This window comes from Nonomuraea sp. NPDC049141 (assembly GCF_040648415.1).
Lineage (GTDB): Bacteria > Actinomycetota > Actinomycetes > Streptosporangiales > Streptosporangiaceae > Nonomuraea.
Genome location: NZ_JBEZDR010000001.1, coordinates 695,971 through 722,706, shown reverse-complemented (window position 1 = coordinate 722,706; position 26,736 = coordinate 695,971). Strand labels below are relative to the sequence as shown.

Below are 26,736 nucleotides of genomic sequence, written 5' to 3'. Positions count from 1 at the left end.
CTGCTTAGACATCCGTCGAAACAACGATCGGAGATCGTCATGTCCCGCGTCCAACTCGCCCTGCGCGTCGCCGACCTGGAAGGCTCGATCGCCTTCTACTCCAAGCTGTTCGGCGCCGCACCGGCCAAGCTGCGGCCCGGCTATGCCAACTTCGCCATTGCCGAGCCCCCGCTCAAGCTGGTGCTCATCGAAGGCGAGGAGGGCCAGGACACCCGCATGGATCACCTGGGCGTCGAGGTAGAGGACACCGCGCAGGTCGACGCCGCGACCCAGCGGCTCAAGGACGCCGGGCTGGCCACGTTCGAGGAGAACGACACCTCCTGCTGCTACGCCCTGCAGGACAAGGTCTGGGTCCATGGCCCTGGCAACGAGCCCTGGGAGGTCTACGTGGTCAAGGCCGACGCCGACACACTCGGCAAGTCGGCCACCGCCCAGGATGCGCCAGCCCAGGATGCGGCAACCGCGCCGTGCGTGTGCGGTCAGGCCACGCAGCAGCCTGGCGGGCAGGACGTCCCCGCCGCCGGGGCGAGGGCCGGCTGCTGCTGACCGGCTTGACGGGCCCGCCGCATCCCGCGGCAGGGCGCCGTCGCCGATCGGCACGGCGCCGACCGCCCCAGGAAGCCTCCACAGCGCAGCAGGTTCATGCTCGCGGCGATCACGGGCGTCGCCGGCGGGGGAACCGCTGATCCCGACGATCGTGCCGCTCTATTCGGTGGACATCAAGACCGCAGGTCAGCCGCGCGGCGCGTACATGATCACAGCGACACCGGCCAGGCAGACCAGCGCGCCGATGACGTCCCACCGGTCGGGCCGGAACCCGTCGGCGACCATGCCCCACGCCAAAGATCCGACGATGAACACGCCGCCGTAGGCGGCCAGGACGCGGCCGAAGTCGGCGGCCTCCTGCAGAGTGGCGACGAACCCGTACAAGCCCAGCGCGATCACCCCGGCGCCGATCCAGGCCAGGCCGCGCTGCTCGCGAACCCCCTGCCAGACCAGCCACGCCCCGCCGATCTCGGCGAGGGCGGCCAGAGCGAACAACAGCAGCGAGCGAACGATCGTCATGGCAGGTAGTACAGCGCATGCGCTGACCGAGATGGTGAGGGGAAGGACGGTCGGTGCGCGGTGGTCGTGGTCGGCGCTCACGTGGTCGGCGCTCACGTGGTCAGTGCTCACGTGGTCAAGTGCTCTTCGGCAGTGCGACCGGCGGCCAGGGCGGCAAACGGCAGCGGGCAGTCCGGGCAGGTGCAGTTCGTCAGGCTGTCGCAGCCCGCGCTGACCACCTGGGTCAGCGCGGCACGGATGGTGGTCAGGTCGGCGATGCGCGCGTCCACCTCGGTGATCTTGGCCTGGGCGCGGACACGCAGGTCGGAGGTGGGGTGGCCGCGACGGCCGGTGTCGATCAGCTCGGCCACCTCCTCCAAGGTGAAGCCGAGCCGTTGGGCGGCTTTGATCACCGTGAGCAGGGTGACGGTCTCCGGCGGGTAGGCGCGGTGCCCGCCGGGGCTGCGCGCCGGTTCGGCGATCAGCCCGCGCCGCTCGTAGTAGCGCAGCGTCTGCAGGTTGACCCCGGCCCGCTCGGCCACCTGCCCGCTGCGCAGGAACGGCCCGCCGATGTGGTCCATCACACCCTCCTCTCCCGCTGGTCGGCGCGCGGCCTGTTCACACCGACGCCGCACCGGCGCGGGCCTGCAGCGCGTCCAGCACCGCCACCTGCTCCGGCGGCACCGCCACCTCCAGCGTCATGCCGCCGTGGGCGATGGTCAGGGTGAAGGTGAAGAACGAGCAGCACCCGTTCTCTCGCGCGCTCAGCTCAGCGGCCCGCGCCGCGAGCTCCGGACTGAAGACGAGCGCCAGCCGTAACCGCGTACGATCCAGCCGCACCACAGCCTGTACCGCGTCGGCGAACAACGCGTCGAACTCGGCCACCCGCAACGGCTGCTCAGCCGTGGGCAGCGTGCACGCCGAGGGCACCCATTCCTGGTCAAAGGCGATGTCCCGTGTCATACCTCGACGGTAAACCTGTACCCAGGTACCGGATGCAACCCTGCTCGACACTACTCTTTCCAACCGCTTCAGCGTGCGCGAGCGGCGGGCTCACGCCGGGGGCCTGCCAGCGTCGCGAGCCCCCGCAGCTTGGCAATGTTGTCGGGTCACGGGATGTTGCTGTGTCACGGGATCACCACCGCCATCCAGATCGGCTCGCGGCGGTCCTGGATCGCCGCGATGGCCTGGTCGACCTCGGCGAGCGGAAACCGGTGCGTGATCAGTTCCTCGGCGTTCAGAACATCGGTGGCCAACAGGTCGAGGACTTGATGGACGTCCGCCCGCGTGTGCCCCGGCGCCCGACAAAGCGCCAGCAGTTGGCCATCATCGCCATACGAGAACCAGCTTGGCCTCGCACATCCGGGCGTAGCGCCGCGCCACCGTCCGGTCCACCGAGCTCCTCGGTTACCGTACGGACGCCCGTTTGTGGGCCTCCGTACCGCCCTCGCACCTCGCCGAGACCGGCGCCGCGATCGCCGCACACCCCGAGGTGGCCTTCTGCGCGGCGACGACCGGACCGACGAACCTGCTGGTCTCGGCCCGTTTGCCGGGACAGCAAAGACCTTTACCGCTACCTCACCGACCAGATCGGGGCACTGCCGCTGGTCCACAAGGTCGAGACCGCACCGGTGATCCGGACCGTCAAGCGGGCGGGCCGCTATTTCTAGTCAGCGCTGTGAGGGCCCTGCGGACGCCGCTCTATGTGCTTCGAGATCTAGTTGATGTTCCGTACGCGGCCATGAACATGTCCAGCAGCCCATCGACCGCGCTCTCGTCGACGAGACGGGTTGACAGCAGGTGGCGGTAGTACAGAGTGCCGCACAGCACCTCCGCGGCGAATTCCAGGTTCGCTTCCGCGACCAGTTCGCCGGTGTGCTGGGCGCGGGTGATCCGGTCGAGGGTGCTCTGCTCGACGGTGACCAGGAATCGTTCGTGCAGGGTCGCTCGCAGCGTGGAATCGCCCTGTGCCTCGGCGATGACCGCGCGGTAGGCGGGGCCGATCGGCGGGCTGGAAAGGGCAAGGCTTGAGCGCAGGAACTGTTCGCGCAAATCCGCGCGGACGTCCCCGGTGTCTCGATAGTCCAGGTCGCTGGCCCACACGCGGTTGAGCGCGTCGAGCAGCAGCGCCGCCATGGACGGCCAGCGCCGGTAGATGGTGTGCTTTCCGACCCCGGCCCGTCTGGCGACCGCCTCGATGCTCAGGCCCGCGTAACCGACCTCCGCGGCCAGATCGAGAGTTGCTCGCAGCAGCTCTTCAGTGCGCGCAGCGCCTCGGCGCCGTGGCGTGGCAGGCGTGTCGGTCATGATCCCATTCTATCGGCACGTGGCGTGCCGTTGACAGTGTCGAGGGCTACGTGCAGGATTAGCTCTCGATCGGCACGATGCGTGCCGATAGGGGAGTGGTTGGTACGTCGCCACCCACGCGCCCAAGATTGCGCCACATCAGACCCACAAAGGGAGATCTGCCATGAGCAGCACGCACGCGGGATTCACGGCCGAGGAGCGGGCCGCGATGAAGGACCACGCCCAGGAGTTGAAGACGGCCGCGCGCCGCGACTCGCGCGCAGGTAAGGCGGCGGAGAAAGCGGCGGAGGCGGAACGGGAGGTGCTCGCCAAGATCGCCGAGATGCAGGACTCGGACCGGATCATGGCCGAGCGCGTCCATGCCGTTATCACGGCCAACGCCCCTGTCCTAGCGCCGAAGCTCTGGTACGGGATGCCCTCCTACGCGCTGGACGGCAAGATCGTCTGCTTCTTCCAGAGCGCGGAGAAGTTCAAGGCGCGCTACGCGACGCTCGGGTTCAGCGACCAGGCGAAGCTGGACGAGGGCACGATGTGGGCAGCCGGTTTCGCCCTGACCGAGGTGACGGCCGAGGTGGAGGCGCGGATCGGCGCGCTCGTGAAGCAGTCGGTGAGCTGAGGCGCGCCCTGGCGCGTTCAAGCCCGACATACCGGGTTGGTCGTGACCCACGGCTACAGCGCAGGGGTGACCATGGCTGCCGGCGTACTCCTTCCTGCGCAGACGTGCGCGCAGGTAACCGCGCGGAGCCGACTCGTGACGGTGATCCCGCCCGGCCGGATCACCGTTGAGTCTGTTGCTGCTCGCGCTGATCGGGGCAGTCCCCCACTCGCGTAGCCACCGCTAATCCGGCGCTGACAACGATGGGATTGTCACTGCCTGGCGGTTTCGGTCGTCTCCCTGATGTGCGCGTTGCGCAGCAGGATTAGCTTGGTCATGTAACGGCGCAGGACAAGGGCGTCTACGGCAGTGCCCAATGGGCCGGCGGGCGCGGCAAAGTCGACGATGTCTTTCATCAGAGTCGCCTCGATGCCGCTGTCGCCGTCGTGTGTCGATTCGAAAGTGTGCGCGTGGCGCCAGTGCCGGAATGGCCCGTCTACTTGTTCGTCGACGAAGTACGAGGGGCTGTTGTAGGCGCTGATTGTCGAGGTCAGGTGCCAAGTGAAGCCGAAGTGCCGTGCTCGCCAGGTGACTTGATCGCCCAGGGAGAGCTGCCCGGAAGTGACCCCCGCGACTGCTTGCTCGCGTGAGTCGCGCATGGAGGAGGCGTGCAACTCGACCGACAAGGAAGCATCGAAGACGACCGCGGGCGGCGCGAGGACCAAGGTGGCCACCTCGAAACGGGACATGCGCGGAGCTTAGCTGTCGCGTAAAAGGCGTAACCCGGTGGGTGCGGCGCTCTGTTGATCGGTTCGGGCCAGGTATCTGGTGCTGTAGGTGTCGGCAGCTGGCGACGTTGGCTTGGGCTGCGACGAGTCGGCTCTTGAGCCGGTAGCTGGGTCCGTTGATGGCCACCAACGGAACGCAGGCGGTCTTGGCTGGACGGCCCGGGACGTGACGGTTGAGTGCTGGGTGAGGGAGGGGCGGATGAAGGGTCATCGAGAGGGATCCGCAGTTGGATCTTCACTTGCCAGCCGGTGACTTCCACTTCCTCGACGACCAGACGGAGCAGGGCTTGCTGCTGGTCGAAGTCGAGGATGTCGATCCCGGTAAGAGCGCGCTCGGCGAAGGTGGCCAGTCGGTGGTGAAGCTGACCGGCTTGGGCCAGTTCGTGTTGCTGGGAGGTGAGCGCGTCTCGTCGTGCGGTCAGGTCTGAGCGGCGGCGCTCGATGCCGTCCGCGCGTCGTTGCAGGTCGGGCAGGTCGGTTAATCCGGCCTGGTAGAGGTCGGCGAGACGGCGGCGCTCGGCCTGGGCTTCAGCAAGCTTGCGATCCAGCCGGGCGAGTTCGTGCTTCAGCAGGTCAGCGTCGCCGATCTGGTCGGCGCGTGCCTGCTGACCAGCCATGAGGACCTCGGGACGCAGGAGGGCGTCGCGGATCTGGGCGAGCACGAAGGTGTCCAGGGCCTCGGCGCGGATGTTGCGCTCGGGGCAACGCCGGTCGCTGCCGCCGGACCGGAGCGGGTCGTGGTTGCGGCAGTAGTAGTAGCGGTGCCAGGTGCCGTTGCGGCCGCGCATCTTGTGGCAGTTGGTTCCTATGCGGCAGGGACCGCACTTGACCAGTCCTCGGAGCAGCCACTGTCCGGGCTCGGTCCGCCGCGGGCTCCACTTGCTGTTGTCCCAGGTGACGTGCTCGACAGCGGCGAAGGTGGCCTCGGACACGATGGCGGGCACCGTGATTGCGATCCACTCCTGCCGCGGTCGCGGCACCTGACGTGGCCGGTGGCTGGGCCCCGGCTGCGGCACCGACTCGGTGCGGTTGAAGTAGACCCGGCCGATGTATGCCTCGTTGTGCAGCAGTCGGGCCAAGGTGGAGGTGCCCCAGGTCCCGCGACCGCTCCTGGGGGTCGCTACCCGGTCGGCGGCCAGGCCCCGGGCGATCTGCCGCAGCGACAGGCCACGGGCCGTGTAGTCGTCGAAGATCCGCCGGACCACCGCTGCCTCCGCCTCGAAGACCTCCAGATGGGCGGGACGATCGTGTGCGCGCACCAGACGCCGGTAACCGTAGGGCGCCCGCCAGGACACCACCTCCCCGGCCCGGGAACGAAACAGCTTGCCGCGCCGATAACGCTCAGCGATCTTCGCCCGCTCGTACTCGGCGATCACGCCCTGCACCTGGGTCAGCAGCGTGGCCTGCGGATCGTTGGAGATCGGCGGAGCATCGGTGAAGACCACCGTGACCTGCAGACGGGCCAGTTCATCCAGGACGACGACCTGGTAGGCATAGACGCGGGCCAGCCGGTCCGGGGACAGGCACCACACGCGCTCGAACATCCCGGCTTCGGCGCCGTCACGCAGCGCGTCCAGGCCCGGACGGTCCAGCCGCGCACCTGAGCAGCCGTCGTCGACGAACTCCGCGATCAGCTCGTCACCCGCTGCCGCCACCCGCTCGCGCAGGACGGCCAGCTGCGAGCCGATGGTGCCACGGGCTTGCTGGCTCTCGGTGGACACCCGCGCATATAGCACCGATCTCATCGTGCCCACCGCCCCTTGCGCCGCTGCGCCCACTGGGGCGCCGGTCCCTCGCAGCGGTCGGCGCTCTCCAGCAGCAGAGCGAAGGCCTCGGCCAAGACCTGTAACCGCGGATCGGCATACGGGCTCCAGGCCGGGCGGCGGGCGCCCACCAGCACGGCGCGGAAGGCCACCTCCCCGGCAGGCCAGGCGATCAGGCCGGCCAGGCCCCGGCGGGCGAACCGGGCCGCAGCCGGCGAGGACGGCATCCGCCCGTGCTCCAGCACCTGTGCGCGCAGAATTTCATACTCGGCCTGGGACGGCTCGCCTGGCAGCGGGAACCACATGCCCTCCCCGGTCCTGCCAAAGATCACCGCCGCCGGATCCGCTCGATGGTGCGGCGGTGCAGCACCACTCCGAACTGCTCCGCCACCACGCCGACCAGAACCGCACCGGACATCGTGGCGGGGGCATCGCGCAGCATCGATGCGATCTCCTCGGTCATCTTGACCGGCCCGCGCCGCCCTGGCCGGCCGTCCAGCAGACCGGTCATGCCCATGCGGAGGAAGGACGACTTGATCAGGTAGAACCCCGATCGTGAGTAGCCGTGGGCTGCGGCGGCCTGGGCCGGGCTGAGGTGTTCGACCGCGTGGGCCCGCAGCAACTCGTACTTGGCCTGCACCTTGTCCTCGGGCAGGAAGAACCCGCCGGAGGCGAACAACGGGGCCGAGACCGCGTCGGGTTGTGGGTGCACCAGCCCGGAGGCTGCCAGGAACCTCAACCGTTCCGTCGTGTCCATCGACACCGCCTCCTGTGCCCGACGGTAGTCGCACCAACGGTCGTTGTCGACGGTTTCGCGCCGCAGGCTGCGGCCAGCTCGCGTCAACGTCGGCCCCAAGGCCAGTTGATGATGAAATGCGAGGAATGTCCGCAGGATTAGGCGGTGTATTCCACTGGACGCTGCGGCATGGATCACTACGCATCATGGACTCCTTCGACGGCGGACCGACGTAGACGTCGACGATGCTCAGGGTGGAGATAGAGCCCATCCACCGGACCGTCAGATGCCAGCGTGACCGTCAGATACAGCTTTGCGTTCCGTTGGTGGCGATGACTTCGCAGTGGTGCGGCAGGCGGTCAAGGATGGCGGTGGCCAGGACCTCGTCGCCGAAGCCCCGGCCCCACTCGCTGAAGGCCTTCTTGCTTGTCAGCAAGATCGAACTCTTCTCGTACCTCTTCGAGATCACGGTGGTCGAGGAGGCGCGCACTTCTCATCCCGCCTCTCTTGCGTCGTGCTGTAACCGGGATCTGATCGTGGTTGTGCATTGGCGCTGTAAGGCAAATATAAAGATCAGGCCCTGCGGGGGCGGCTCTATGTGCGAGGCCGAAACCATCCTGTTGGCGTGCCAGGGGTGTTGGGGCCGGTGGTGTTGTCGCTCGTCAGGGCTGGATCTTGCTCTTATCGGGCGCACCCCATCGTGCTGGGGCTCCAGGCGTTACAGATAATGTGTTCGAATTTTGAGTGATCTATCTCACTCTTGTCAGCTTTGTTGGTCAAGGATATTGATCTTGTGTCATGCCAACTCACGCCTGATTGAGGGTGTTAGTGAACGAATTACGACGTACAACGAGGTTGGGTGGGAAACCACCCCGGCAAATCGCTCTGGCGACGGTGCTCACGGTGGCAGCATCGCTACTGGTAGCGGGAACGGTTACGTCGGCCATGGCCGACCCCGAGCCGACTGGGAGCGCTCCCGGCTCGACGAAGACCGTCTTCCCACGTCCTGACGATCCGGACGCCCCACTGCGTGCCGCGCTCCAGGAGGCGAAGCAGCGCAACCAGACTATCCCCGTTGAGTCCGCATTCACCGAGACATCACGTACGTGGGCCTACCCGGACGGGCATCTGGCGACGGAGTCGTATTCCGGCCCGGCTCAGCTCAAGCAGGGCGACGGTTCGTGGGCGTGGATCGACACCTCTCTGGTCGAGCAGAACGGGGTGCTGCGACCCAAGCGGGCCAAGGGCGGCGTGCGCCTGTCGGCTGGTGGCACGCAGCCTTTCGCGACCATGAAGCTGGGCAGGGACCGTTCGTTCGGGCTGTCCTGGCCGACGGCGTTGCCACACCCTCAGATCAAGGGCAACGTGGCCACGTACGTAGGAGCGGCCGGACCGTCGGCGGACCTGGTGGTAACCGCCCTGCCGACCGGATTCCGGCACGACATCGTGTTACGCGAACGGCCGGCTGGAGCGGTGGAGTTCCGCATTCCGGTGCAGGCACGTGGGCTGGCCCTCAAGACGACCAAATCGGGTGGCCTCTCGCTGACGGTCGCCAAAGGCAAGCAGGTAGCGTCGGCTCCGACGCCGCTGATGTGGGACGCGGCGACCGACAAGCCGAGCGCTGAGCACCCGGGCCGCCAGGCCAAGATCGAGACCACGGTCGAGACGAAGGACGAGTCGACCGTACTGGTGCTCAAGCCGGACACCGCGTGGCTGGCCGACCCGGACACTCAGTATCCCGTCACCGTGGACCCCACGACCACGCTCGGGGTGAGCCAGGAGGTCGGGATCAGTTCCCCCAGCCTCCAGTCGGGACCGGGGTTCGTCCGCCGAATGCAAGTGGACGGAAGCGATCGGATCACCCGCGCACTGATGGCCTTCGACACCGCCTCGATCACCGGGCGGCAGGTGGTCAAATCCACCATGCAGCTGATGCTGCGCTCGGACGCCACCAACTGCAGCGCCTTTCAAGGGATCGTCGCTCAACGCATCACCACGCCGTGGGTGGCGGACAAAACCTTCTGGGGTAACCAGCCCACCACCACGCCGGAGGGCCGGTCCACCATCGACCCCTGTGCTCTGCCGCGCACGACCGGCTCGGTGTGGAGCTGGGACCTGACCAGCATGACCCAGCAGTGGGCCTCGGGCGCCGCCAACAACGGCCTGATGCTGAGCCTGACCTCGGAAAGCCCTGTCCCCAAGAACTTCATCGAGGACTTCCTGTTCTGGCCGTTGATGTTCAACCAGAACGTGCCCAAGCTAAGCGTGGACTGGGTGCTCCCGCCGGAGATCCCCACCGTCGCCGCCGAATCAATCGACTCCATGAGCGGCAACGACGCCATCGCACGCAGCACCAACGTCAAGGTGTCCTACAGCTCCAAGGTCCCCGAAGCCACCAACCTGAACTACACCGTCACGGTCAACGACTCCACCATGACGCCTCCGGCCGCTCAACTGCCGGGCCAGGAGGCGGCCTACTGGAAGTTCGATGAGGCCTCCGGCGCTTCCGCCACCGACTCCTCCGGCAACAGCCGGAACGCAACTCTGAGCGGCAGCTACAGCCGCGTGACTGGGCAGCTCGGCCAGGCCGTGAAGCTCACCAACGGCGGAAAGGCCGCCACCAGCCAGCCGGTCCTCAACACCGACCAAAGCTTCACCGTGGCAGCCTGGGTGCGGCTCAACAGCAGCGCAACCGACCAGACCGTGTTTTCGCAGATGGGAGTCAACCAACCCGCTTTCGCACTGAACTATGCGACTTCGGGGCTGTCAGATGTTGACCAGCACTGGTGGTTCACGACCATCGCCAAGGATGACCCGACCACGATCCAAGAGCGAGGAGTCCCCTCCAGCGGGCTGGCGAAAATCGGTGAGTGGACACATGTCGCGGCGCAGTACGACCAGGCCGCGCACAAGATCCGGCTGTACGTGGACGGGGTACTGTCCGGCGAACGGCCCTACTCCCTGGACTGGAACGCACGCGGCCCGTTCGAGATCGGCCGTGGCCGGGTACTCGCCAAGAATCTCGACGGATCGGTGGACGACGTCCACATCTATCAGCGGGTGCTGACGGCGGATGAAGTCCGGACGCTGGTAGGCGTGCCTGGTACCACCACGCACAACGACATCCCCTCAGGCCAGGTGCTGGACAAGGTCTTCACCTTGGACAACCCGGCCAGCTTTAAGTTCGTGGTCAAGGCGTGCCGCAGCGGCGTCGTCCCGCCGTCGTGCAACGAGAGCCCGGCCTACCGGATCACCTCGGACGCGCCCATGCTGCCGTCCGACACCGAAACCGGCATGGCCGACCCGACCCAGCCGATCTTGTCCGGCATGGTCAACCGGCCCTCTGGCGGACCGGTCACAGCCAAGTACTACCTCTATGACAACAACGGCCTGCCGGTCGGTTCTGCCCCGCTCGGCAGCCGCACGGTCAACGGCGGCGAACGCGCCTCCTTCCAGGTTTCGGCCAACACCGTGCAAGCGGGCAGTACCTACAAGTGGCAAATGAGTGCCTGTGTTACCGGCCCGCAAGACGGCGGCTCCGGCACCGATCCCACCACCCCAACTCCGACTCCCACGCCTACGCCAACCCCGACACCTACGCCATCGCCCACGGGACTGGTGGCTGCTTATGGCATGAACGAGGGTGCCGGCACCGCCATTGCCGATGCGACCGGCACCGCCAACGGCACCGCCAGCGGCACCAGCTGGGTGGCGGGCAAATACGGTCAGGCCCTGTCCTTCAACGGCATCTCCAGCTGGGTCGCCATTAATGACTCTCCCTCACTGCGGATGACCAACTCGCTGACCCTGTCGGCATGGGTCAAACCCAGCGCCCTCGACGGATGGCGAGCCGTCATCGCCAAGGATTACGACACCATCGGCGACCTGTCCTACGGCCTATACGCGACCAACGGCGCCGCTCCCGTGGGCTGGTTCATCACCGATGACGGTGCCCCGTCGGTAGTCGGAACCAGCGGCCTGACCCTCAACACCTGGGCCCATCTCGCCGTCACCTATGACGGCACCACAGCCCGCCTCTACCGCAACGGCACGCAAATCGGTCAAAACCCCCTCACCGGCACCATCCTCGACGACGGCGGCGCACTCCACCTCGGTGGCGACACCGCTTACGGCGAATACTTCAAGGGCGCCATCGACGACGTCCGCATCTACAACCGCGCCCAAACCACCGCCGAAATCACCACCGACATGAACACCCCCCTCGGTGGTACGGCGTCCCCGGCCATTGCCAACCGATCGGCCACCTCTGCCACCGTCGCAGCGGACGACACCCTCACTGAGGTCTGCACCTCCAAGACCGCCCCCGTCAGCTTCACCACTCCCGGCACACCCCCTGCCGACCCAGTGGAGGACGTCCGGCATCTGACGCTGGGCAAGGACAGCTTCGTCATCAAGACCGCCAAGACTGACCCCACCGCCTGCAGCGGACAGCCGTGTACGGTGACCGACGGTACGGTGATGCGGCTCGGTAGCACCGGCACTGACAAGACAGCCGCCGTCATCGGGTTCAAACTCGAAGAGCTCCCCGACGGCGCAGCTATATCCGAAGGGATACTCAAGCTCGGCACGCCAACCTGCCCAGCGGGCACCTGCCCGACGGATGCCGTCATCACCGCGACGCCATTGAAGAGCCCAGTCACTGGCGACAGCAAGGGCTCGGATCTGCCGGGCGACGCTGACACCAGCGGCAACTTCTCGCTGCCGATCGGCGATCCGAAAGCAAACATCGCTGACGACGCATTCCGGTGGCTGCTACTTACCACCAACAAGAATGAGATCATCACTCTCGGCGAGGCGGCAGCGGCTGAACAGCCGTCGCTGGCGCTCACCTATCTACCGGCGAGACCACCCAGCAAGGTGCTCAACCTCCGCACGCAGGCTGGGGACTCCAGCGCTGTCGCCAGCTGGGGACTGCCGGAATCCAATGGCAGTGTCGCGATGCTGGATGGCTACGACGTCGAAGTCACCAACAGCGCTGGCACTGTCGTCAAGACACTCGACGTCAAAGACCCATACGTGACGATCGCCGGGCTGACGAACGGCGGAGCTTACACGGTGAAGGTGCGTGCAAAGACCGCGTTCGGGGAGAGCGATTGGGAGGCGGCGACGGTCACGCCGAAGGCCGTGCCGCCCCCACCGGTCAAGGACGCGACCAACCCGTGCATCCCATTTCTTGATGGTGAGCAGCCGCAGTCGAAGGCCTCCGTCGAAGAGTCAGGGGCGCAGGCGTATATTGACCGTGTAAAAGCGTACTACCAGGCGCAGGATGCCGTGCTGGAGGGGCGGGTCGCCACGATTTGGGACGCGCCGGGGGGTGCGCCTCAAGATCCGAATACGGCGAAGTTGTCGCTGCTTAATGCGGCCCTGGTGCAGTACGCCGCCAGCATGGAGCGAGCCGAAGAGACGCGCAGCGAATCCAGCGTCACGCTCAACGACGTCGTCGTCCGGCCCGGTGCGGGGGGATCCGTTCACGTTGTCGCCACCGTCATGCGAACTTGGAAGCAAACCTCGCCAGAGGGGGGTTCACGACAGTCGGGGGCCAGTACGCTGGGTGTTGTCGAGCCGATCGAGTCGACCATCTCGATTCACGTGTTCGACCGGTGCGGCAACATGACCGAAATTCAGGCTCCGATGCCGAAGTATCAGGATTCCACGGACGGCTATGACCGCTGTGCTGGGTTCGTTGACCCGGACGGCAGCGAACGTGAGGTGTGTGAAGGCTCGGGAGGTGCAAACCAGGGAGGTACCGGACCGACCGGACCGGAGGGATGGAGTGCCCGCAGGTTCTGCGTCGCTAATATGACCTGCAGGTCCGATATGTTCGGCTGGAACTACCTCACGAAGGGACTCTCGTTTGAGGCCGGCGGAGTCCTCAGATGGCAATACGAAGATTCGAACCCCGGGATTCCTTTTGTCGTCAAGGAATGGAGCGTATACACAGAGGTAAAACCATCAGGATCGTTCGGCAAGAGCAAGGTCGACAAGCTGATCCTCGACAATCTTCAGCTCAAGGTCGAGACGAGCTTGACATTCAGGTCACCTCTCTTCCCTCCTTCAATCACGTGGCCTCCGGGGTTGGGCATCACACCAAGCGACACAACCGGCACCCTCTCATACGACGCACCAACCAGCGTCAGGCGGATCCTCCCAGAGCCTGTTAAGCCGTTCTCCCTCACCTGCGGAAATTGGTTCTGCGACGGGTTTACCGGTGTCAAGCACACAGTGAAAGGAACGCTCAATGTTCTCGCCCTGTGCAAGGCTGACGCCACCAAACCGTCAGACTGCACCAGTCGACCCAAGGTGATTTCGATCAACGAGCTCAGCGGGAAATTCTGGTGGGCTCGTACCGGGTGGCCCTATAACTACGACGACGGAGCCAGGGGATAAGTCCGGGACGGTGTATCGCGCGGCCTCGTTAGAGTCCACCGGCACGAGCATGCTCGGACGCGCGCTTGACTAGATGATGCGGGATGGCTGGGGAATGTGGGCTGACCATACTCCCCAGCCATCCCTGCTGCAAATTTCTAACCTTACGGAAAGGCCAGCCATGACATCGCGGCGGATGGTGCGCCTCATAGCCCTGATGGCGGCGAGTATCATCTCCCTAGTCGAGATCATTCATTTTCTCGCCGATGATCCCGAGCGTTTTCGCGAGGTGTATGGCGGCGCCGTTCAAGTGGCACATCCAGAGCAATGGCTGCTCGCCTCAGACGCGTCAATCGATCCAATCTCAACGCGCCTTGAATTTTGGGGTGACGAATATGGCGGATCGAAGACTGAATTCCTTCATGGCTCGGTAAGCATGAACGCTCTTAGATCCCTTAGCAAATCACTGCCTCCGAACACGAAAATGACGGGAATGCTCCAGTCGTTTAGAGGCGGGCAAGGTGCGGATGAGGTCGTGAAGATGCAAGCGCGTCGCGAGCTCACAAATCTGCCGGACAATAGTTTCTCGACCGCGATAATCGAGCTAGCCAATCCTTTGGATGAGTGGAAGCTGAGCACGACATTCGCAGGCTCTATAGACACAAAGACTGATACTTCATTTCTGTTCCTCTCTGGCCTGCAAGAGGGAATGAGGAAGCCCATCTTCTGGCGACCTTGCACGATTTATCGTAGCGCCGAATGCGAGCAGAAATCCAGTCTCGAGCTGTATCGCCGATGGGTGTCCCGACTCTCTTGGCTGGATGGGATCGGCCTGGCGCAATTGGATCTAGATATCAACCGATTGCGCGATGCTGCACGGGAAGGGCGTGCTTATGGTTTACTCACGAACGGCTATCCCAAACCCCGACTGTTGGAGATGTTGGACATTCCCGCAGTTCGCACGATACGCATTGTTGAAACACGGGCCATCGGCTAATCAGAAGACTACTAACTAGTACGGCAGTCGCCATTCATTAGCTGAGCTGGGTTTATGTGGTTGCCAGGCGGGCGCGTTTGTGGAACCGGCGGGCTCGGGCTTGGTGGCGGCGTCGCCAGGCTGACCAGTGGGCGGTGTGTGGCAGTGAGGGTGTTGTCGGTGTCGCGGCGTTGAACAGGCGCTTGATCTCGGGGATGGTGAGAGGGATCATGCCCGGGTCGGCGGGTGGCGGCTGATCGGGTCGGCGGGCTGGTGGCGCCTGGGTGTCGGTGCGGAACTTGTCGCCCTTCTTGATCCTCGCCTTGGCCAGGGCCTTCGATAACCGGATCCGCAGCCCGGAACGCTCTGCCGGCAGCCGCAGCAGCGGCACTCCGGCCGCGCCTATCAGTCCACCGGCCCCCGTGGTCATCTTCAGCGAAGCGCCCACGATTCGGGCACCGCGTGGGGCCGGGTAGGCAATACTAATCACCGTGCTCCCCTGAGCGCGCATCCCTCCTGCGGGTCCAGCTGCGCAGCCGGACGGTTGCTTACTCTAGTAACTGTTCAATCGCAGGGAGTGGTCAAACGCTGAGCAAGGTGCGAGCGCGGTCCAGGAAGCTGCGAGCTGCTGGCTCCGTCCTGTAAGGGGCCAGCAGTTCAACGAAGTCGCGGATGTGGTCGGTACTGCGCGTGGAGCTGATGTGCTCCGTCAAGCTCAGGGCCTGTCCGGCGGAGTCGCAGGCCCGGTCGAGGTCTTTCTGCTGCAGTTGGGCTGTGGCCATCCGGGTGAGGTAGAGAGAGTGGTCGCGTACGTAGCCTGGGCCGTATCCGGCGTCAGCTTCGGTGAATTTCTGCTGTGCTCTGGCAGGGTCGCCTAGGTCGAGCATGCACGACCCCGTCAGCATGTCCACTTCAGCCCGATTGACCCAGTATGTCCAAGGCGGGTCGTCGTCGCCGGTGCCTTCGTTCAGGCAGTCAACGGCCTGGTTCAGAGCGTGGTAACAGCGGCGGGCATCGCCCGCCTTGGCTAGCGCTCTGGCTTGGCGGGCGTGCAGCATCGCATCGACGATCGAGGTACCGCGTCCGCGTACCGCGGCTTGAGCCGTGCGGATCATGCTGTCGGCCTCGTGGGGGTTGCCCACGGAGTACTGCTGGATGGCGGCGAAGGCGAGGATATTCGCGCCCAGTAGACGGTCACCGCTGGTGTGAGCGGAGCGCAGGGCGGCGTGGAAGTAGCGTTGCGCGGCGGCGTGCTGGCCGGCGTCGAAGCGCATCCAGCCGGCCATTCGTGCCAAGTCGGCTGCTTGGGCGTTAAGGCGGATGCCTTGGGCCTGGGTGTAGGAGTTCTCGCTCAGCAAGCGGGTGACCAGCGACAGGTGGGCCTCGGCTTCACCGATCAGGTCGCCGCCGCCCAGAGTGTCATCGGCGCGTTGCAGGTCAGCGACGCGTTCATCAATGCGGCTGATCATCGCGGTGCTGACGCGGCGGCCGGACCCGGTAACGGCGTGGACAATCTCGGGTTCGGTGATCAGCCAGTCGTGGAGAAGCGTGGTCAAGGTGACGCCGGACAAGATGACGAAGCCGCGACGGTCCATACGTCCGCTCCTCAGCGAATCAGCTAGGACTTCCACCGACCCCTGGGGGTCCAGGGATAGTACAGCTCGGGAATGTCGGGAGCGGGTAGCCACAGCGGCCACGGAGCCAGCAGGTGTTCGCCTTCAGGGAGATTGAACACCTTGACGAGGAGTTCCTGCGTGACGATGTCGGGCACTTGGCCGTGCTCCCAGCGCGAGACCGTCTTCTTGCTGGTCGCCACGTTCACGTGCTCGCGACCGCCTGCATCGAGCACCTGCTCGGCGAGGTCCCTTTGCGACCAGCCGCGTAGCTGCCGAGCCTGCGTCAGGCGGTGATGTGCGACGTCCACAGCGCCTCCTGGAAGACCTGGCCTGGCCCTGGCGCCATGATAACGCTCGGTTGGGCGGCGGTCAGCAGATCGTCACCATGGCGGCGACCTTCAGGGAGTAGCAGGGGACCGGAGGGGACTTGACAGGGCTCTGTGTTCACGCTGAGCGGTCTTCCACAGCAGGCCGGTCGGGAGTTTCCTGTGGGACGTGAACGCGCCCGATCGAATCTTGGAGGTTGCCCAATGAACGGGCTGTTCCTGGCCGAGATCGTATTGCCGGGAGTGAAGCGTTCGGTGTCGGTGGCTCGCCGGTGTGTGGGCGAAGTGCTGAGGGTCGCCGGGCATGAGGACGTGGACGATGTCCAGCTGGTGGTCAGTGAGCTGATCACAAACGCCGTGGCGCACACCGCATCCGGCGAGCCTGGCGGGTTCGTCACGGTGGAGGTCACCTCCCTGGATGCCGCGACGGCCTACATCGAGGTGATCGACGAAGGGGCGGCGGTGACCGTTCCCGAGGTGCGTAACGCCGACGTCGGCGAGTGTGGCGGGCGGGGCCTGTGGCTGGTGGCGGCGGTCGCGGTCGGATGGGGCGTACGCGATGAGGGCTACCGGCGACGGGTGGTGTGGGCGGAGATGTCCACCAAGAACGGCACGTCCGCCGGTGCGGCAAGGACGTGAGGGCGCGAAATGAGGTGCACAGGAGTGTCCTGGACGATTGATCAAGCGTGGTTTCCTCCTCACTGCATTAGCCCGCATACGTCCCCCGTACAGTCGCATGTCGAGCGACTGGCGTGGAACGCATCGCGTGACCACAGCCCAGGCGTGCGCGTCGTTGCGTGGACCTGCGAGTGCAGCAGCCCCTTCTACGAACTGTGCCAGGCGGGGGCCAGCGCTTCATCCGACGCACCCGAAACGAGCTGAACAAGCGGATCGTCGACGAAAGCGACCGATGGAATGCCCGTCAGGCGAACGCGCAGTGGAACGCCATGCTGCTCGGCCTTCTACGCTGAGAAGACGAGGCGGCCCTGTGGCCGAAGAACGACCGGTTGTACGTCGGACGGTGACAGGGCCGGCCCGCGACTACTCGACCCGCTCGAACGGCGCCGGAGCCTGCCCCGTCCACCGGTGGAGCTGGGCGAGAGCCGTCTGCTTGGTCACCCCGTCCTCCACGACCGTCCCCTGCTGGGACACGTAGTAGCGCCCGTCGTCAAGAGACGCCAGACCGTACTGCCCGCCGTACTCCCACCCCCACACGTCCGTCGCGTCATCGTGCAGACCGCGCCGAACGAGAGACAGCGTCGCCCCCTGCTCCGCCTGCGGCTGACCCTCGATCGGCCCCTGAACAGGACGCTTGGCGCCGTCGATCATGAAGAACGAGTAGTTCGGGAAGGTCGGCTTGATGCCCTTATAGGCAGCCATGAACCAATTCCCAGTGAACCCGTCATACTCCAGGTTCTGCACGCCATACGTCGTGTTCCCGGTCCGCACGAAGTACTTGCCGTCGGACTTTTCAGGCCCCGAGGTGTGCGGGTCGGCCTGGGTCAGCGGGCGCTCGTACTTACGCCACTGCCTGATGTCGTACTGAAGGATGACCTGGTAGTCGTTGTCCTGGCGGTCGGCGTTGGCGTAGATGCCGTACGCGACCGTCAGCTTGTCGGCGCCGCCCCGCTTGCCGAACGCGGGGCCGAAGGCGACGCCGTCGATGCCGCTACAGCCATAGCGATGATCCGGAGTAGCGGCGGTGTCGCCGTCGAAGACGCCGTCGCCGTTCATGTCGGCGCTGTAGTCGTCCACCACGTCCTTGAGGTACACGGCCGTCACCACGTCGGAGGTCTCGGCGTTCATGTCGAGGCTGGTGATGCGGTCCACGTCGAAGATGGCGATGTAGAACGACTTGGCGGCCTTGTACTCCAGCGAGCCGTAGACGCGGCCGTCGCGGCTGTTGAAGTCCAGGTCGCCCAGGTGGCCGGTGAAACCGGTGACGGAGCCGATCGGCTTGCCGGCGAGGTCGGTCTTGACCAGGAGGTTGGTGAAGGAGAAGTACATGTACCCCTTCTTCTGGTCGATGGCGATCCCCTGGACGTGACCGGCCGGCCACGCTCCGCCGTACACCTCCGTTGGTAGTCGCGAGGGCCGGTCGGCCGCGTGGGCCGGGAGGGAGAGCAGGACCGACGCCGTCAGCGCCGCGAACAGTATGTGGGCGACCCGCATGCGATACCTTTCCGGAGGATCAGTGATGATCGACACCATAAAGGGACACGGCGCAACTTTACAGACCGTTGTTTGACTCTCTGCTTACACGCAGTTGAATACCTGAAGGTCAGGAGCACTTCACCCCGCGCGGTGGAAGCTCGCGGGTGAGGACGTACCGGCTGACATGGTCGATGACGCATGGGTTGGCCATCGCCCCGAAGAGGTTGTGCCCGGGACCGTCGAACCGAATGACCCGGCTGCCGGGAACCTGGTCCACCACCCGTTTCGTGGCCGCGTAGTCCAGCCAGGTGCCCGCTCCCAGCATCGGCGGCAGCTTCTTGGGCAGCGGCTTCGGCGGGTTGGCGACCGGGGCCGGCCAGCCGGCGCAGGTGATCGGCGCGTGCCACGCCAGCGGGAACGCGGCGCCGGTGTTGGGAGCGATCTTGCGCAGCCGCTTGACCGTGCTCGCCACCTGCGCCTGGGTGACGGGCCGGGGGAAGTCGAGGCATTCCTTGACGCCGCCACCCTGCAATCCGGGGTACGGATAGCGGCTCGAAACGGCGAACCCGGAGGCGTCACCGCCTTCGGCGGCCTTGATGGCCGCCGCGACCTCGTCCCACTGGTCGGGGCCCCTCTTGACCTTCTGGAACATGAGCGCCTGCAACTGCGTCCCGTCATAGCGGGCGTTCACCTGGGGAGCCGGGATCGGCTCCTTGTCCGCCTTGGCGACCAGCGCCTGCCAGCGGCCCTCCATGCCGGGTTCCGCCCAGTCGAGGAACCGCTTCATGAGGCGCTCGTTGTCGCGGGCGATGGCGTCGAGCTCCCGATCCCAGTCGCGGGCGCTGTGGTCGCCGGTGCCGTCCACGTACAGCGTGCGTACCCTGCTCGGGAACAGTCTGGCGTACGCCTGCGCGATCGTGCCTCCGTAGGAGGTGCCGATGAAGTTCATCCGGTCCTCGCCGAGCGCCACTCGGATGGCTTCGGTGTCGCGGGCGTCGCTGGCGGAGTCCATGTGGTCGAACAGCTCGGGGTCGGTGTCGCGGCACTTGGTGGCCCTGGCGCGGTTCTCCGCGACGAGGCGTTCGAACCCAGCCTGGTCATCAGGGAACGGTGGGGTACGCAGCACGCTCCAGTCACACTGGAGCACCGGGGTGCTGAGCCCGGGGTAGCCGCGCGGGTCCCACGTGACGATGTCCATCGACTCGCGGAGCTTGGCGAAGATCTCCGGACGGGAGCGCATTATCGCGATCTGGTCGCCCTGCGGACCGCCGAAGTTGATCAGTACTGACCCACGCTTGGTGCCGGTGGCGGGGAGGCGGGCCACTTTCAGGGTGATCTTCCTGTCGCTCTGCTTCGACAAGGCGACGGGAAGGTCCGCGCACACCATCTCGGACGTCCCCGCTCCCGGACACGGCTGCCACTGGAGGGTCTGCGGCGCCTGGGCCGGAAGGGACGGAGCCACGACGGCCAGCGCCAGGAGAGTTTGGATCATGCCCCCACGCTAGGATCGCGCCCCTCACGCGGTCTGTCGGCGAAAGTTGTCGATCGTGTACACGAAGGTTGGCGAGTTGAGGCGTCAGTAAAGTGACGCGTATGTCCAGATTTGCTGTCGGGACCGTTGTGGTGATCGCCGATGCGACGCTGCTGTGGCTGGACGGGACGACCGGTTGGGGGCTCGTCGCGTACGCCGTGCTGACGGCGCTGGTCATGGTGCTGGGTGCCCGGATGCCGTTCGTGGCGTTCGTGGTGGCGATCCCGATGGCGGTGGTGTCCGGCGCGTCGCTGGCCCTGCTGGTCTGTACGAGTTACCAGGCCGGGCGCCGCATGCTGGCACGCCGGGACGCGGTCGTGACGATCGGTGTGGTCGTCGCCTACGTGGGACTGCTGCTCATGATCGCGCACCGTGACGTGTTGCGGCCCGACCCGTGGCCCGGCTTGGCCCGAGCCGTGGTGCTGGTGGTCCTGCCGGTAATGGCCGGCCGTTACCTGACCCGGCAGGATGCGTACCTGCGCCGCGAGCGCGAGCTCGTCGCCGAACGCGAACGCCTGCGCGAGCGGCTGCGCATCGCGCGGGACATGCACGACTCGCTGGGCCAGGCGCTCAGTCTGGTGTCAGTGCAGGCGGCGGCGTTGGAGGTCGCCTCGCTGCCGCCGGACCAACGGCAGGTGGTACGCGACCTCGCGGGCGCCGCACGAGCGGCTATGGACGAGCTGCACGTGGCGGTGGGCCGCCTGCGCCGCGACGACTCGCCCGGCCTGGAGGGAATCGACTTGCCCGGGCTGGAAGGGATCGACGCGCTGGTCACGGAGTTCCGGCGGGCCGGTGTCGCCGTGCGGCTCGAACGCTCCGGCAGGGCCGCCCCGCTCGGGGGCGCGGACGCCGGCCACGCCGCCTACCGGGTTGTTCAGGAGGGCCTGACGAACGCCACCAAGCACGCTCCCGGCTCGCCCGTCACCGTCTCGCTCGACTGGCAGCCCGACGCCCTGCTGCTCGGCGTCAACAGCTCGGCGCGCGGTCCCGCCGACGCGGCCTCCACAGACGGCACCGGCCCCACAGGCGGCACCGGGCTCACCGGGCTGGCGGAACGAGTCCGCCTGGCCGGCGGGCTGCTGCGGGTCCACGACGAGCCGCACACGTTCCGGCTGGTCGCGATGCTGCCTCTCGCTCTGGAGGTCGTCGCTTGATCAGGGTGCTGATCGCCGATGACGAGCCGCTCATCACCACGGGCATCAGGACCGTCCTGGAATCGGCCGACGACATCGAGGTCGTGGCCAGCGCGCGGAACGGGCGCGAGGCCGTCGAACTCGCCCGCCGCCACCGTGTCGACGTGGCCGTCCTCGACATCACCATGCCGGTGCTGGACGGCCTGGCCGCCGCCGCGCAACTGGACGGGCCGCGTGTGGTGATGCTCACGGCCTTCGGCGACGACGACAACGTACGCATGGCTCTTCAGCGGGGTGTTTCCGGTTTTCTCCTGAAGAACTGCACGCCGGATGAGTTGATCGGCGCGGTGCGCGCTGTCCACGCCGGGGAGGCGTACCTGTCACCGGCGGTGACCCGGCAGGTGATCGGTATGGTCTCGCCCGGCGAGGACGAGCGCCGGCGCGAAGCCGTCCGGCGGCTGGCCGTCCTGTCGGCCCGAGAGTCGGACATTCTCGCCCTGGTGGCCGAGGGGCTGTCCAACGCCGAGGTCGGCAGACGGGTCCACATGAGCGAGGCGACCGTCAAGACGTACGTGAGCCGTATGTTCGCCAAGCTCAAGTGCGCGAACCGGGTGCAGGCGGCCCTGCTGGTCCGCGACGCGACACCGCCGTCGTAGGAGAGGAGTCGTGACGCGGTCATGCGTGGGACGTCATCGCCGTGCGGATGCCGCGCTGGAGCAGGGCGGGCAGACACAGTACGGTGCCCAGCGCGCCGATCCACACCGCCATGGCGAGCCCGCCCAGAGCGGTCGCCCCGGCGGCCAGCAGGCTGCCGAGCGCGATGGCCCCCCACAGCAGGAACCGCTGCACCGACCCGACCCGGCCCAGCAGGGCCGCCGGGGTGAGGACCTGGCGCATCGTGAGGGAGGTGGGGCTGAAGGCGCCCTCGCCGACGCAGTGGATGATGCTGCCCGCGACCAGCCCGATCGCGCCGGTCGGGCCGCCGAGGGAGCCGAGCGCGGGCATGGCGACGATGCCCAGGACGGACACCGAGGCGGCCAGTACGAGCGTGCGCGGCGAGCCGAGACGGCGGATCAGCCGGGTCGACAGCAGGTTGCCGATCGGGTAGCCCGCCGCGGCGGCGCCGATCACCACGCCGATCCAGCCGGGGGACAGGCCGAGGACGTTGCGGCAGTAGAGCACCAGGCTCGTCTCGACCATGGACAGGAACAGGACGTACGTCGTGCCGCACACCAGGACGGGACGGAGCATCGGATGCCGGAGCGCGAACCGCAGTCCCTCGGCGATGTCGCGCCGCATCCAACCGGGCTCGCGGGCGACGCGCGGGGTTGCCGTGCCCGGCTTGTGCGCGGCGTCGGGGTCTGTGGTGCCCGGTGTGTGCGCGGCGTCTGGCTCGTGTGCGACGCCCAAGGCGGCGGTGCCCGGCTCGCGGTGGCGGATCAACGCCAGAGAAGCGAGTGACGCGGCGAAGCTGGCCATGTTGGCCGCGATCGCGCCGACCAGCCCGAGCGCCGCGATGACCGGCCCGGCCGCCATCGGGCCCAGTGCCTTGGCGGCCGACTCCGACAAGGCCAGCCGCGTGTTGCCGCGATGCAGCGCGTCCGCCTCGTCGTACAGGCTGGGCAGGTAGGAGGTGTACGCGACCTGGAAGAACACCACCGCGCACCCGCTCACCAGGATCAGCGCGAACAACAGCGGGAACGTCAGCCCACCGGCGGCGGCCAGCACCCAGATCGCGCCGAACGCCAGCACCTGCACACCGTCACAGACCAGCATGACGGTACGGCGAGGCAGCCGATCGACGATGGCCCCGGCAGGCAGGCCCAGCGGCAGGAACGGTACGAACAGGGCGAACGGCAGCAACGCGGCCTGCGCCGGGGAAGCGCCCAGGACGGTCACGGCCAGCAATGGCAGGGCCAGGGTCATGAACTGGTCCCCGAACAGCGACAGCGACTGCCCCGCCCACAGCAGCCCGAAGTCCCGCCCGGCCGACCGGTCCGGCGGCGGCGAGGTCGTGGCGCCGGAGGTCACGACGCTCACAGCGACCGCCAGAAATCGCGCAGCAGACCCAGTACGGTCCCAGGCTCCTCGACATGGCCGAAAGAGCCGCTGCGCTCCAGCATCTCGAAGCGCGCCTGCGGGGCGAACCGCTGGAAGTCGAGCTGCAACGCCGGATACAGGGCCCGGTCATACCGTCCGGCCAGCACCATCAACGGGACGGCGATCTCCTTCAGCCGCGGCCGGAAGTCCGGAATGACCGGCACCTGGCCACCAATCACGAAATCGACGTCAGAGCCACAGAAAAGCGGATAAAGCGCCTCGTTCCGCGCCCCCGGCTCGGTGGCCAGGAGGGCGGCGTTGGCGGGATCGTAGAACCTGATCAGCGGCGCCGCCGTGGCGAACTCCGCCCGCACGGGCTCATCGGTCGAACGCAGGCCGGAGCGCCGCAGCGCCTGGATGCGTTCCCACGTCTCGGGCAGCTGGGCGGCCAGTTCGCGGTTGATGTTGGCGTGGTTGAGCTGCCACATCTCCGGGCTGTGCAGGGAGTTGGCCAGGGTGAGGGTCGTGACCAGGTGCGGGTGGTCCAGGGCGATGGCCTGGGCGATCAGGCCGCCGTAGGAGAAGCCGTACAGGTGCGCGGGGCCGAGTTCGGCGAGCAGGGCGGCCACGTCGGCCACGTCGCCCGCGAAGGTGATCTCGCCCAGGTCGGCCGGGTGGTCGGAACGGCCACGGCCGTGCAGGTCGACGTAGATCCCCCGATGGTCCGCGGCCAGCGCGTCGAAGTGCGGGTGGAAGACCACGTGCGAGCCGGCCGGGCCGAGCCCGGCCAGCAGAACGACGGGGTGGCCCGCACCGTCCTGCTCCACCCAGAGGCGGTGGCCGCGGACCTCGTGGTGGCGGCCGTTCGGGTGCTGAAACATGGCCCGAATTCTGCCGACCGTCGGCCCCCGACCGACGGCGGCGATCGGACCTATATATGCCCATAAATCGGGCTAAGGGGTCAGCGGCGGTGCGAGTGCCGGTGGATCATGCCGAAGACCATCGCCCCGATCCACACGAAGAACAGCACCTTCACGATGCCGAACCCGCCGAAGAGGAGCCCCACGATCAGCAACCCGAACACGATCGGCAGGAACGGCCCCGGCCCGCGGTGCGGCCGTCCCCACCCCCGGCGCATGTCGCGCTGCGTGTGACGCATGGCGTGCATCTGGTGCCGGTGCGCCTTCATCGCCGCCCGCCAGGCGTCCTTGTCGAACGCCTCCGGCGGGAAGCCGCCCTGCGGCTCGCGATAGTCGTACTGCCGCCGCTGGCCTGGGAGGTCGGCGGTGACCTGCGCGAGTTCGCGGGCGGTGCGCGCGCCCAGCGTCCGGTCGAGGCGCTGGTCCAGCTCTTCGCGGTCAAGGCGTCCCTGCGCGAAGTGCTCGCGCAGGTCGGCCATCGTCTGTTCGCGCTCGGCGTCGCCGATGCGGAGATCGTTGGGGTCCATGACTGGTTCCTCGCTCTCCCCGAACCGGCCTTCCAGTGTGGCGCCGGTCATGCGTTACTCCTCGCCCGGGTCGCCGTCGGCCAGAATCTGGTAGAGCTTGCGCCGGGTCTCTACCAGAGTCTTACGCGCTTCGCGGATTTGTGCGTCGCTCCCGGTCTGCAAAACCTGCATCATCGCGAATGCTGACTGGCGTGAGATGTCCCAGAGGTCCGCTGTGTTGTCGTCGATGTCGGGACGCATCTCGTCCCACGGCGCGCGGATCTCGTCGGCGTGCGCCTCGATGTAGGCGAGGCCGGTGTCGGTGAGGCGGAAGGTCTTGCGGCCCTCGTTCTCCTCGGCGACGACCAGTCCCTCGTCGGTGAGCTGCTGGAGCGCCGGGTAGACGGCGCCGGGGCTGGGCTTCCAGCCGCCTTCGCTGCGCTCGGCGATCTCCTGGATGATCTGGTAGCCGTTACGCGGCTCCTCGGACAGGAGTGCCAGGATCGCGGCGCGTACGTCGCCCCGCTTGGCCTTCCGGCCACCCCGGCCGCCCCAGCCGCCGCGGTGCCCGAACATTCCGGGTCCGCCGGGACCCCACGGACCCCAGGGCCCGCGCCCGAACTCGGGCGGGAAGCCGCGCCCCCGGCCGCGCTGCCGCTCCTCGTGCGGGCCGCCGCGGTGGTGGTGATGGTGTCCGCCCTGTTCCCACGCCTCGGCCACGGCCTTGAACGCTTCGCGGGCGGCACGCCGGAACTCTCGCGGCTCGGGCCACGATCTGCCTGCTGCTTGTGCGGAAGTCATGTGAATCTCCTTCTAACGAATGTTCTCGATGCTTCAAAGATATATCGCCAATATGTCGTTCGCAAGCGGCATCGGAGAGTGAGACAGATCACGAAAAAGTTGCGAATTCCGGGAACACGAGACGGGAGGGGGTCGTTGTTCAGAGCAGACGAGGTCGTTCCGCGTCGGCAGGGCTGGGGGGTGCTGTCGCCGCGGAGACGACCTCGTCTGCATTTCCGGGAAAGTTGCCCCGGTATGGGGTTGGCAAAGTCGCGAGGCGACGATCGGGCCAAGGCGCGTGCCAGGCGGGTCTCCGCGCGTAAAGAACGACTTTGCCGTACAGTTTTGATCATGATGGGGCATTCGCATGCGATGACCGGGGCCATCGCCTGGCTTGGACTCGCGCCCGGGCTCGCCGCGCTTCCGATGGTGACCGAATCGACCAGGTTCATCGAGACCGGGATCATGGCCAACGCCCTCACCCCGGCCGAGTTCATCGCCGGAGCCATCGTCTGCGCGGGCGCGGCCATGCTGCCCGACCTGGACCATCCGAGCGCGACGATCGCGCAGACGTTCGGGCCGGTCACCTGGGTGCTGAGCAAGGCCGTCAACTGGGCCAGCGGTGGGCACCGAGGGGCGACGCATTCGCTGGCGTTCGCGGTGGCGCTCGGGTTCGGGGCGCACTTCCTGGCCAACACCTATCCGATCGGCCGCGACATCATGGTCGTGCTGCTCATCGGACTGGCGTTGCGCGCCATCGGCATCGGCATCCCGGGCAACAAACTCGGCTCGGCGATGATCAACGTCGGCCTGACCGCCGGGCTCTATGCCGTCTTCCTGTCGCAAGGGGTCGGCTACGCCTGGCTGGGCCTGGCCGTGGCCATCGGCTGTCTCATCCACGTCGTGGGCGACTGCATGACCGAGCGGGGCTGCCCGGTGCTGTGGCCGCTGTCGGTCAGGTTCGTGCTGCCGTGGAAGATCGGGATCAAGACCGGCCAGACGTTCGAGCAGAAGATCCTGGCTCCCGTGCTGTCCGTCGCCATCCTCGGCCTGCTGTTCTGGCGGCTGGCGCCAGTTTAACTTGATGTCGAGATACTTTCCGAGATATCTTGATATCAAGACATCCGCCGTGTG

General features: G+C 66.7%; 26 protein-coding genes and 1 pseudogene. 8 read left to right on the top strand and 19 right to left on the bottom strand.

Annotation, left to right across the window (positions count from 1 at the left end):
• The first annotated feature begins 39 nt into the window (after positions 1-39).
• Positions 40-546 carry an ArsI/CadI family heavy metal resistance metalloenzyme gene (locus tag AB0B91_RS03345; RefSeq protein WP_358314609.1) on the top strand — a complete coding sequence of 169 codons (507 nt, stop codon included), beginning with the start codon at positions 40-42 and terminating at the stop codon, positions 544-546.
• A 186-nt stretch (positions 547-732) separates the two neighbouring features.
• Here AB0B91_RS03345 and AB0B91_RS03340 read toward each other — a convergent pair whose 3' ends face one another.
• The 5 genes from AB0B91_RS03340 to AB0B91_RS03320 form a co-directional block, all read right to left on the bottom strand.
• Positions 733-1,065, bottom strand: a complete 333-nt coding sequence (locus AB0B91_RS03340; RefSeq protein WP_358314606.1) for a YnfA family protein — start codon at positions 1,063-1,065, stop codon at positions 733-735.
• A 107-nt stretch (positions 1,066-1,172) separates the two neighbouring features.
• Positions 1,173-1,625: a MerR family transcriptional regulator gene (locus tag AB0B91_RS03335; protein ID WP_358314603.1), complete on the bottom strand. Its 453-nt coding sequence runs from the start codon at positions 1,623-1,625 to the stop codon at positions 1,173-1,175.
• Positions 1,626-1,662: 37 nt separating this feature from the next.
• The gene (locus AB0B91_RS03330; protein WP_358314600.1) at positions 1,663-2,007 is read right to left on the bottom strand and encodes a hypothetical protein; all 345 of its coding nucleotides are present in this window, start codon (positions 2,005-2,007) and stop codon (positions 1,663-1,665) included.
• A gap of 164 nt (positions 2,008-2,171) precedes the next feature.
• Positions 2,172-2,300, bottom strand: coding sequence for a hypothetical protein (locus AB0B91_RS03325; protein ID WP_358314598.1), 129 nt, complete (start codon positions 2,298-2,300; stop codon positions 2,172-2,174).
• 445 nt (positions 2,301-2,745) lie between these two features.
• Positions 2,746-3,351, bottom strand: coding sequence for a TetR/AcrR family transcriptional regulator (locus AB0B91_RS03320; RefSeq protein WP_358314596.1), 606 nt, complete (start codon positions 3,349-3,351; stop codon positions 2,746-2,748).
• A gap of 163 nt (positions 3,352-3,514) precedes the next feature.
• Here AB0B91_RS03320 and AB0B91_RS03315 point away from each other — a divergent pair, with 163 nt between their 5' ends.
• Entirely contained in the window at positions 3,515-3,967 is a 453-nt protein-coding gene (locus AB0B91_RS03315) for a DUF1801 domain-containing protein (RefSeq protein ID WP_358314594.1), read from the top strand.
• Between the two features lie 251 nt (positions 3,968-4,218).
• On the opposite strand, the gene AB0B91_RS03310 is transcribed toward AB0B91_RS03315, so the two are convergent.
• From AB0B91_RS03310 to AB0B91_RS03290, 5 genes and pseudogenes are all read right to left on the bottom strand, one after another.
• Entirely contained in the window at positions 4,219-4,362 is a 144-nt protein-coding gene (locus tag AB0B91_RS03310; protein ID WP_358314591.1) for a hypothetical protein, read from the bottom strand.
• A 134-nt stretch (positions 4,363-4,496) separates the two neighbouring features.
• Positions 4,497-6,479, bottom strand: a complete 1,983-nt coding sequence (locus AB0B91_RS03305; RefSeq protein ID WP_358314588.1) for a recombinase family protein — start codon at positions 6,477-6,479, stop codon at positions 4,497-4,499.
• On the bottom strand, positions 6,476-6,829 hold the full coding sequence (locus AB0B91_RS03300) for a hypothetical protein (protein WP_358314585.1): 354 nt from the start codon (positions 6,827-6,829) through the stop codon (positions 6,476-6,478). The genes AB0B91_RS03305 and AB0B91_RS03300 overlap by 4 nt, the downstream gene beginning before the upstream one ends.
• A complete protein-coding gene (locus tag AB0B91_RS03295; RefSeq protein ID WP_358314582.1) occupies positions 6,826-7,254 on the bottom strand; it encodes a hypothetical protein in 429 nt (142 codons plus the stop codon). Before AB0B91_RS03295 ends, AB0B91_RS03300 begins: the two co-directional genes overlap by 4 nt.
• 280 nt (positions 7,255-7,534) lie before the next feature.
• Positions 7,535-7,702, bottom strand: a pseudogene (locus AB0B91_RS03290) (ATP-binding protein); the annotation flags it as partial.
• A 476-nt stretch (positions 7,703-8,178) separates the two neighbouring features.
• On the opposite strand from AB0B91_RS03290, the gene AB0B91_RS03285 reads away from it, so the two are divergent.
• A complete protein-coding gene (locus tag AB0B91_RS03285; RefSeq protein WP_358314579.1) occupies positions 8,179-13,641 on the top strand; it encodes a LamG-like jellyroll fold domain-containing protein in 5,463 nt (1,820 codons plus the stop codon).
• A 73-nt stretch (positions 13,642-13,714) separates the two neighbouring features.
• Complete coding sequence (locus AB0B91_RS03280; protein ID WP_358314546.1) at positions 13,715-14,617, top strand: hypothetical protein; 903 nt, start codon at positions 13,715-13,717, stop codon at positions 14,615-14,617.
• Positions 14,618-14,669: 52 nt separating this feature from the next.
• Here the strand turns inward: AB0B91_RS03280 and AB0B91_RS03275 are convergent, their stop codons facing one another.
• From AB0B91_RS03275 to AB0B91_RS03265, 3 genes are all read right to left on the bottom strand, one after another.
• Positions 14,670-15,044: a hypothetical protein gene (locus tag AB0B91_RS03275; protein WP_358314543.1), complete on the bottom strand. Its 375-nt coding sequence runs from the start codon at positions 15,042-15,044 to the stop codon at positions 14,670-14,672.
• Between the two features lie 133 nt (positions 15,045-15,177).
• The gene (locus tag AB0B91_RS03270; protein WP_358314540.1) at positions 15,178-16,191 is read right to left on the bottom strand and encodes a hypothetical protein; all 1,014 of its coding nucleotides are present in this window, start codon (positions 16,189-16,191) and stop codon (positions 15,178-15,180) included.
• A 23-nt stretch (positions 16,192-16,214) separates the two neighbouring features.
• On the bottom strand, positions 16,215-16,520 hold the full coding sequence (locus AB0B91_RS03265) for a helix-turn-helix transcriptional regulator (RefSeq protein ID WP_358314538.1): 306 nt from the start codon (positions 16,518-16,520) through the stop codon (positions 16,215-16,217).
• A 222-nt stretch (positions 16,521-16,742) separates the two neighbouring features.
• Here AB0B91_RS03265 and AB0B91_RS03260 point away from each other — a divergent pair, with 222 nt between their 5' ends.
• Complete coding sequence (locus tag AB0B91_RS03260) at positions 16,743-17,177, top strand: ATP-binding protein (RefSeq protein ID WP_358314535.1); 435 nt, start codon at positions 16,743-16,745, stop codon at positions 17,175-17,177.
• Positions 17,178-17,579: 402 nt separating this feature from the next.
• Here AB0B91_RS03260 and AB0B91_RS03255 read toward each other — a convergent pair whose 3' ends face one another.
• Positions 17,580-18,710 (bottom strand): hypothetical protein, encoded by a 1,131-nt coding sequence (locus AB0B91_RS03255; protein WP_358314532.1) that lies wholly within the window; start codon positions 18,708-18,710, stop codon positions 17,580-17,582.
• A gap of 109 nt (positions 18,711-18,819) precedes the next feature.
• Positions 18,820-20,184, bottom strand: coding sequence for an alpha/beta fold hydrolase (locus tag AB0B91_RS03250; RefSeq protein WP_358314530.1), 1,365 nt, complete (start codon positions 20,182-20,184; stop codon positions 18,820-18,822).
• A 101-nt stretch (positions 20,185-20,285) separates the two neighbouring features.
• On the opposite strand from AB0B91_RS03250, the gene AB0B91_RS03245 reads away from it, so the two are divergent.
• The gene (locus AB0B91_RS03245) at positions 20,286-21,377 is read left to right on the top strand and encodes a histidine kinase (protein ID WP_358314527.1); all 1,092 of its coding nucleotides are present in this window, start codon (positions 20,286-20,288) and stop codon (positions 21,375-21,377) included.
• A 5-nt stretch (positions 21,378-21,382) separates the two neighbouring features.
• On the top strand, positions 21,383-22,012 hold the full coding sequence (locus AB0B91_RS03240) for a response regulator transcription factor (protein WP_358315690.1): 630 nt from the start codon (positions 21,383-21,385) through the stop codon (positions 22,010-22,012).
• A 19-nt stretch (positions 22,013-22,031) separates the two neighbouring features.
• On the opposite strand, the gene AB0B91_RS03235 is transcribed toward AB0B91_RS03240, so the two are convergent.
• The 4 genes from AB0B91_RS03235 to AB0B91_RS03220 all read right to left on the bottom strand — a co-directional run bounded on the left by AB0B91_RS03235 (position 22,032) and on the right by AB0B91_RS03220 (position 25,623).
• On the bottom strand, positions 22,032-23,396 hold the full coding sequence (locus AB0B91_RS03235; protein ID WP_358314498.1) for an MFS transporter: 1,365 nt from the start codon (positions 23,394-23,396) through the stop codon (positions 22,032-22,034).
• Positions 23,393-24,277 (bottom strand): alpha/beta hydrolase, encoded by an 885-nt coding sequence (locus AB0B91_RS03230; RefSeq protein WP_358314496.1) that lies wholly within the window; start codon positions 24,275-24,277, stop codon positions 23,393-23,395. The genes AB0B91_RS03235 and AB0B91_RS03230 overlap by 4 nt, the downstream gene beginning before the upstream one ends.
• A gap of 80 nt (positions 24,278-24,357) precedes the next feature.
• The gene (locus AB0B91_RS03225) at positions 24,358-24,894 is read right to left on the bottom strand and encodes a DUF1707 domain-containing protein (RefSeq protein ID WP_358314494.1); all 537 of its coding nucleotides are present in this window, start codon (positions 24,892-24,894) and stop codon (positions 24,358-24,360) included.
• A gap of 3 nt (positions 24,895-24,897) precedes the next feature.
• The gene (locus AB0B91_RS03220) at positions 24,898-25,623 is read right to left on the bottom strand and encodes a PadR family transcriptional regulator (RefSeq protein ID WP_358314492.1); all 726 of its coding nucleotides are present in this window, start codon (positions 25,621-25,623) and stop codon (positions 24,898-24,900) included.
• Positions 25,624-25,953: 330 nt separating this feature from the next.
• Here AB0B91_RS03220 and AB0B91_RS03215 point away from each other — a divergent pair, with 330 nt between their 5' ends.
• Positions 25,954-26,682: a metal-dependent hydrolase gene (locus AB0B91_RS03215; RefSeq protein WP_358314490.1), complete on the top strand. Its 729-nt coding sequence runs from the start codon at positions 25,954-25,956 to the stop codon at positions 26,680-26,682.
• Positions 26,683-26,736: the final 54 nt, after the last annotated feature.

What these genes read in the sequence shown, in the direction of transcription:
- AB0B91_RS03260 (WP_358314535.1), top strand. Translation starts at nt 16,743, where the DNA reads ATGAACGGGCTGTTCCTGGCCGAGATCGTATTGCCGGGAGTGAAGCGT.
- AB0B91_RS03340 (WP_358314606.1), bottom strand. Translation starts at nt 1,065, where the DNA reads ATGACGATCGTTCGCTCGCTGCTGTTGTTCGCTCTGGCCGCCCTCGCC.
- AB0B91_RS03305 (WP_358314588.1), bottom strand. Translation starts at nt 6,479, where the DNA reads ATGAGATCGGTGCTATATGCGCGGGTGTCCACCGAGAGCCAGCAAGCC.
- AB0B91_RS03215 (WP_358314490.1), top strand. Translation starts at nt 25,954, where the DNA reads ATGATGGGGCATTCGCATGCGATGACCGGGGCCATCGCCTGGCTTGGA.
- AB0B91_RS03295 (WP_358314582.1), bottom strand. Translation starts at nt 7,254, where the DNA reads ATGGACACGACGGAACGGTTGAGGTTCCTGGCAGCCTCCGGGCTGGTG.
- AB0B91_RS03230 (WP_358314496.1), bottom strand. Translation starts at nt 24,277, where the DNA reads ATGTTTCAGCACCCGAACGGCCGCCACCACGAGGTCCGCGGCCACCGC.
- AB0B91_RS03310 (WP_358314591.1), bottom strand. Translation starts at nt 4,362, where the DNA reads ATGAAAGACATCGTCGACTTTGCCGCGCCCGCCGGCCCATTGGGCACT.
- AB0B91_RS03285 (WP_358314579.1), top strand. Translation starts at nt 8,179, where the DNA reads ATGGCCGACCCCGAGCCGACTGGGAGCGCTCCCGGCTCGACGAAGACC.
- AB0B91_RS03335 (WP_358314603.1), bottom strand. Translation starts at nt 1,625, where the DNA reads ATGGACCACATCGGCGGGCCGTTCCTGCGCAGCGGGCAGGTGGCCGAG.
- AB0B91_RS03270 (WP_358314540.1), bottom strand. Translation starts at nt 16,191, where the DNA reads ATGGACCGTCGCGGCTTCGTCATCTTGTCCGGCGTCACCTTGACCACG.
- AB0B91_RS03280 (WP_358314546.1), top strand. Translation starts at nt 13,715, where the DNA reads ATGATGCGGGATGGCTGGGGAATGTGGGCTGACCATACTCCCCAGCCA.
- AB0B91_RS03315 (WP_358314594.1), top strand. Translation starts at nt 3,515, where the DNA reads ATGAGCAGCACGCACGCGGGATTCACGGCCGAGGAGCGGGCCGCGATG.
- AB0B91_RS03255 (WP_358314532.1), bottom strand. Translation starts at nt 18,710, where the DNA reads ATGCGGGTCGCCCACATACTGTTCGCGGCGCTGACGGCGTCGGTCCTG.
- AB0B91_RS03220 (WP_358314492.1), bottom strand. Translation starts at nt 25,623, where the DNA reads ATGACTTCCGCACAAGCAGCAGGCAGATCGTGGCCCGAGCCGCGAGAG.
- AB0B91_RS03345 (WP_358314609.1), top strand. Translation starts at nt 40, where the DNA reads ATGTCCCGCGTCCAACTCGCCCTGCGCGTCGCCGACCTGGAAGGCTCG.
- AB0B91_RS03250 (WP_358314530.1), bottom strand. Translation starts at nt 20,184, where the DNA reads ATGATCCAAACTCTCCTGGCGCTGGCCGTCGTGGCTCCGTCCCTTCCG.
- AB0B91_RS03225 (WP_358314494.1), bottom strand. Translation starts at nt 24,894, where the DNA reads ATGACCGGCGCCACACTGGAAGGCCGGTTCGGGGAGAGCGAGGAACCA.
- AB0B91_RS03320 (WP_358314596.1), bottom strand. Translation starts at nt 3,351, where the DNA reads ATGACCGACACGCCTGCCACGCCACGGCGCCGAGGCGCTGCGCGCACT.
- AB0B91_RS03245 (WP_358314527.1), top strand. Translation starts at nt 20,286, where the DNA reads ATGTCCAGATTTGCTGTCGGGACCGTTGTGGTGATCGCCGATGCGACG.
- AB0B91_RS03330 (WP_358314600.1), bottom strand. Translation starts at nt 2,007, where the DNA reads ATGACACGGGACATCGCCTTTGACCAGGAATGGGTGCCCTCGGCGTGC.